This window comes from uncultured Corynebacterium sp., from assembly GCF_902782855.1.
Lineage (GTDB): Bacteria > Actinomycetota > Actinomycetes > Mycobacteriales > Mycobacteriaceae > Corynebacterium.
In genome coordinates, this window is sequence record NZ_CACZOO010000165.1 from 1 (window position 1) to 4281 (window position 4281).

3 protein-coding genes are annotated in these 4281 nt (G+C 68.4%); 2 read left to right on the forward strand and 1 reads right to left on the reverse strand.

What is annotated here, in order from left to right; all coding sequences use genetic code 11:
* Window positions 1-2521, reverse strand: a 2521-nt coding sequence (locus tag QZV72_RS07495) for an error-prone DNA polymerase (protein WP_297006823.1), incomplete at its 3' end; no start/stop codon positions are given.
* A gap of 305 nt (window positions 2522-2826) precedes the next feature.
* Between QZV72_RS07495 and QZV72_RS07500 the strand changes: the two genes are divergently transcribed.
* A complete protein-coding gene (locus QZV72_RS07500; RefSeq protein WP_297006818.1) occupies window positions 2827-3729 on the forward strand; it encodes a MetQ/NlpA family ABC transporter substrate-binding protein in 903 nt (300 codons plus the stop codon).
* Window positions 3730-3731: 2 nt separating this feature from the next.
* A partial coding sequence (locus tag QZV72_RS07505) for a methionine ABC transporter ATP-binding protein (RefSeq protein WP_297006820.1) occupies window positions 3732-4281 on the forward strand: 550 nt, incomplete at its 3' end.

Sequence of the window (4281 nt, forward strand, 5' to 3'; positions counted from 1 at the left end):
CCGCAGCGCCGCTCGCGGCGTCACTCCCGGCGTCACTCCCGGCGTCACTCCCGTCCTCCCCCGGCTTCACGACCTTCACGTCCTCCCCCGATCTCCCCACGCCTGCCGCCACCTGCTCCACACCTGCCTCCACCCCGGACACGTTGACGTCCACCGGCAGGACGGGCACGCCGTGACGCCGGGCGTCCGAGATCAGCGACTGCGGTGAGTAGAAGCCCATCGGTTGGGCACGCAGCAGCGCCACGCAGAACTCCGCGGGGTGGTGGCACCTGAACCAGGCGGAGAAGTACACCAGTGAGGCGAAGGACTGTGCGTGGGACTCCGGGAACCCGTAGGACGCGAAGGCGATGATCTTGTCCCACAGGCGCTCAGCCACCTCTCCGACCAGCCCGTTCAGTTCGGCGCATCCGGCGAGGAACCGGGAGCGCATCGCCGCCATCTTCGCCGGGGAACGCTTGGAGCCCATGGCGCGGCGCAGGGTGTCCGCCTCAGCGGGGCTGAACCCGGCGGCGACGACGGCGAGCTGCATGAGCTGCTCCTGGAACAGTGGGATGCCGAGGGTGCGCTTCAGCACCGGCTCCAGGCAGGGGTGGTCGTAGGTGACCTCCTCCTCGCCGTTGCGGCGGCGGATGTAGGGGTGCACCGAGCCGCCCTGGATCGGTCCGGGACGGATCAGTGACACCTCGACGACGAGGTCGTAGAAGGTGCGGGGCTTCAACCGGGGCAGGGTCGCGAGCTGGGCGCGGGACTCGACCTGGAACACGCCCACGGCGTCCGCCCGGGAGAGCATGGCGTAGACCTCCGGGTCGGTGGGGGTGAGCTGCCACAGCTCCACCCGCTCCCCCGTCGTCTCCTCGACGAGGTCGACGCAGTGGTGCAGGGCCTCGAGCATGCCGAGGCCGAGCAGGTCGAACTTCACCAGGCCGACGGCGGCGCAGTCGTCCTTGTCCCACTGCACCACCGAACGGTCGGCCTTGCGCGCCCATTCCACCGGCACGACGTCGGCCACCGGCCGGTCGCAGATCACCATGCCCCCGGAGTGGATGCCGAGGTGCCGGGGCTGGTCGATCAGCTGGGACGCCAGGTCCGTGACCACCGCCGGGGGTTCCTCCACACCGCGTGACCAGGCGTCCACCCGGCCGGGGTCGTGGCCCAGTGCGCGGGCGGCGTCCCGCAACGCACCCCTGCGCCGGTAGGTGATGACATTGGCGACCTGGGCGGCGTTGTCACGGCCGTAGCGGGCGTAGACGTACTGGATGACTTCCTCGCGGCGGGTGGACTCGATGTCCAGGTCGATGTCCGGCGGCCCGTCACGCTCCGGGGAGAGGAACCTTTCGAACAGGAGATCGGCGGCGACGGCGTCCACGTTGGTGATACCGAGGGCGAAGCAGACCGCCGAGTTCGCCGCCGAACCGCGCCCCTGGCAGAAGATTCCCGTCCGGCGGCAGAAGTCGACGATGTCGTGGACGATGAGGAAGTAGCCGGGGAAACCGAGCCCCTCGACGACCTCGAGTTCATGGTCGATGACCTCCCAGGCGCGCGGGTTGCCGGTGCGGCTGCCGTAGCGTTCCTCACCACCACGTCGGGTGAGCTCGGTCAGCCACCCCATGTCGCTGTACCCTTCGGGTACGTCGGCGTGCGGCAGTTCCGGGGCGACGAGATTGAGGGTGAAGGCGCACTCGGCGGCGATCGCCACGCTGGTCGCCACGGCGTCACGGAGCCAGTCGCAGTCCCCCGCCATCGCCAGCATCTCCGCCCCGGAGTGCAGCCAGGATCCGCCGAGCGGGTGGGTGACGGGAGCTGCGTCGTGGACGTCGAGCCGGTCGTGCAGCGCGGCTTTCGCCCCGGCCAGGCGGGCGGACGCCGGCGTCGGGCAGGTGGCTGCGGTGGAGACGATCTCGCGCAGTCCGTGGGCCGGGGCGAGGTCGTGGAGGGCCGCGTTACGGTCGGGGTCCGCAGGGCTCATCGTGAGCTGCAGTTCGACGACGCAGTGCGCGGTCCCGAAGGCGTCGATGATGCGGGACGCCGCAGCCAGGTTCCGGTGGTCGATGAGGACGAGCCAGTGCCCGTCGGCCCGTGCGGCCAGTGTCTGCAGGTCGGGGTAGGTCAGTGTCTCCTTGTCGCGGTGGCCGGCGGTGCCGAGGTGGGCGTCGGTGAGGACGTGGGAGAGGCGCCGGTAGCCCTCCTGTCCGCGGCACAGGACGGTGAGTGGGGCTGTGCCGGTGCCGGATCCCGCACCGGGACCGTCGCCGCCCAGGCTGAGCTCGGCGCCGAAGACGGTGGCCATCCCCTGCTCTGCGGCGGCGGTGGCGAAGCGGGCGGCACCGTAGAGTCCGTCCCGGTCGACCAGCGCCAGGGCGGTGAGGCCGAGCCGCCGGGCGGTGGCGACCATCTCATCGGGTTCACCGGCGCCCCGGAGGAAGTTGTAGGACCCGGCGGCGTGGAGTTCAGCGAAGGGGGTCACTGAGGGCGGCACGGAGGAGACGGCGGAGGACTCCGCGTCCGGAACGGTCTTCCACAGGGTCTCGCGTCCGCCCTCGCCGTGGCCGACGGCGTGGAGCGGGCCGGCGTCCTTCCCGGAGAGCAGCCGCTCCAACCGCGACCAGCTGAGTGCGGCATGGTTGCTGAAGCTGCGCGGCCTGTCGTTCACATGTTCGACTGTACTGCACCGGGTCCGGATTTCCGACCCCGGTGAATGAAACTCGACTAGACAGAGCGGTCCACCTAACGGTACTACTACTACAATCGCCCCGATACCTTCCGGGCATACCTCAAGTCGTATCCCCGGATACCGACGTTTCCGGCACCATCCGCACAGGAGAACCCATGCACATCCGCCGCAACCCGCTGTTCCGCAAGGCGGCCGCAGTCACTGTCGCCCTCGGCCTCACCGCCGGCGTCACCGCCTGCGCGTCCGACGACAAAGACGACAGCGTCATCACCATCGGCTCCACCGAGGCCGACAAGAGCCAGTGGAAGGTCTTCAAGGAGAAGGCCGAGGAAGCCGGCCTCGATGTAGAGGTCAAGGGCTTCACCGACTACAACACCCCGAACCGTGCCCTGGATGACGGCGACCTGGACGTCAACCAGTTCCAGCACATCCAGTTCCTCGCCCAGTACAACGTCGAGTCCGGCACCGACCTCAAGGTCCTCGGCGCCACCGAGATCTTCCCGATGGGCATCTACTCCAAGGACGCCAAGACCGTCGACGACATCGAGAAGGCCGGCGAGGTCGTCATCCCCAACGACAACACCAACGGTGGCCGCGCCATCTTCGTGCTGGCGAAGGCCGGTCTGGTCACCCTGAAGTCGGATGACGTCGTCGCCCCGACCCCGGCGGACATCGACACCGCCAAGTCCAAGGTCAAGGTCAAGGCCGTCGCCGCCGAGCAGACCGCCATCGCCTACAACGACGGCGCCGTCGCCGCGATCAACAACAACTTCATGGTCAACGCGAACGTCACCCCGGACGACGCGATCATCAAGGACAACCCGGACGACCCGGCCGCCGCCCCGTACATCAACGTCTTCGCCGCCCGCGCCGACGACGTCGACAACGAGGACTACCTGAAGCTCGTCGAGATCTTCCACGACCCCGAGGTCCAGAAGGCCGTCCAGGAGGACACCTCCGGTTCCGCCGTCGAGGTCACCGGCAAGTCCCAGGATGACCTCAACAAGATCCTCGAGGACACCGAGGCCCAGTTCCGTGAGCAGGGCAGCGGCGAATAAGCATGACCACCACCGGCACCTCGGTAGAATTCCGGAACGTCAACAAGACCTTCCGCCAGGGGAAGAAGGAGATCGTCGCCCTCGACGACGTCTCCATCACCGTCCCCGGCGGGTCCATCGTCGGTATCATCGGCTACTCCGGTGCCGGCAAGTCCACCCTGGTCCGTCAGATCAACGGGCTGGACGTCCCCGACAACGGTGAAATCCTCCTCGACGGGAAGAACATCGTCGGCTACTCCGAACGTCAGCTGCGCAAGGTCCGCAGCGACATCGGCATGATCTTCCAGCAGTTCAACCTGCTGACCTCCCGCACCGTCGCCGGCAATATCGCCTACCCCCTGAAACTGCAGGGCATGGGCAAGGCCGAGCGCGGGACCCGGGTGGCCGAGCTCCTCGAGTTCGTCGGCCTGGCGGACAAGGGGAAGTCGTGGCCCGAGCAGCTCTCGGGCGGTCAGAAGCAGCGTGTGGGTATCGCCCGCGCGCTGGCGACCAACCCCTCCCTGCTGCTCGCCGATGAGGCGACCTCAGCACTGGACCCCTCCACCACCCACG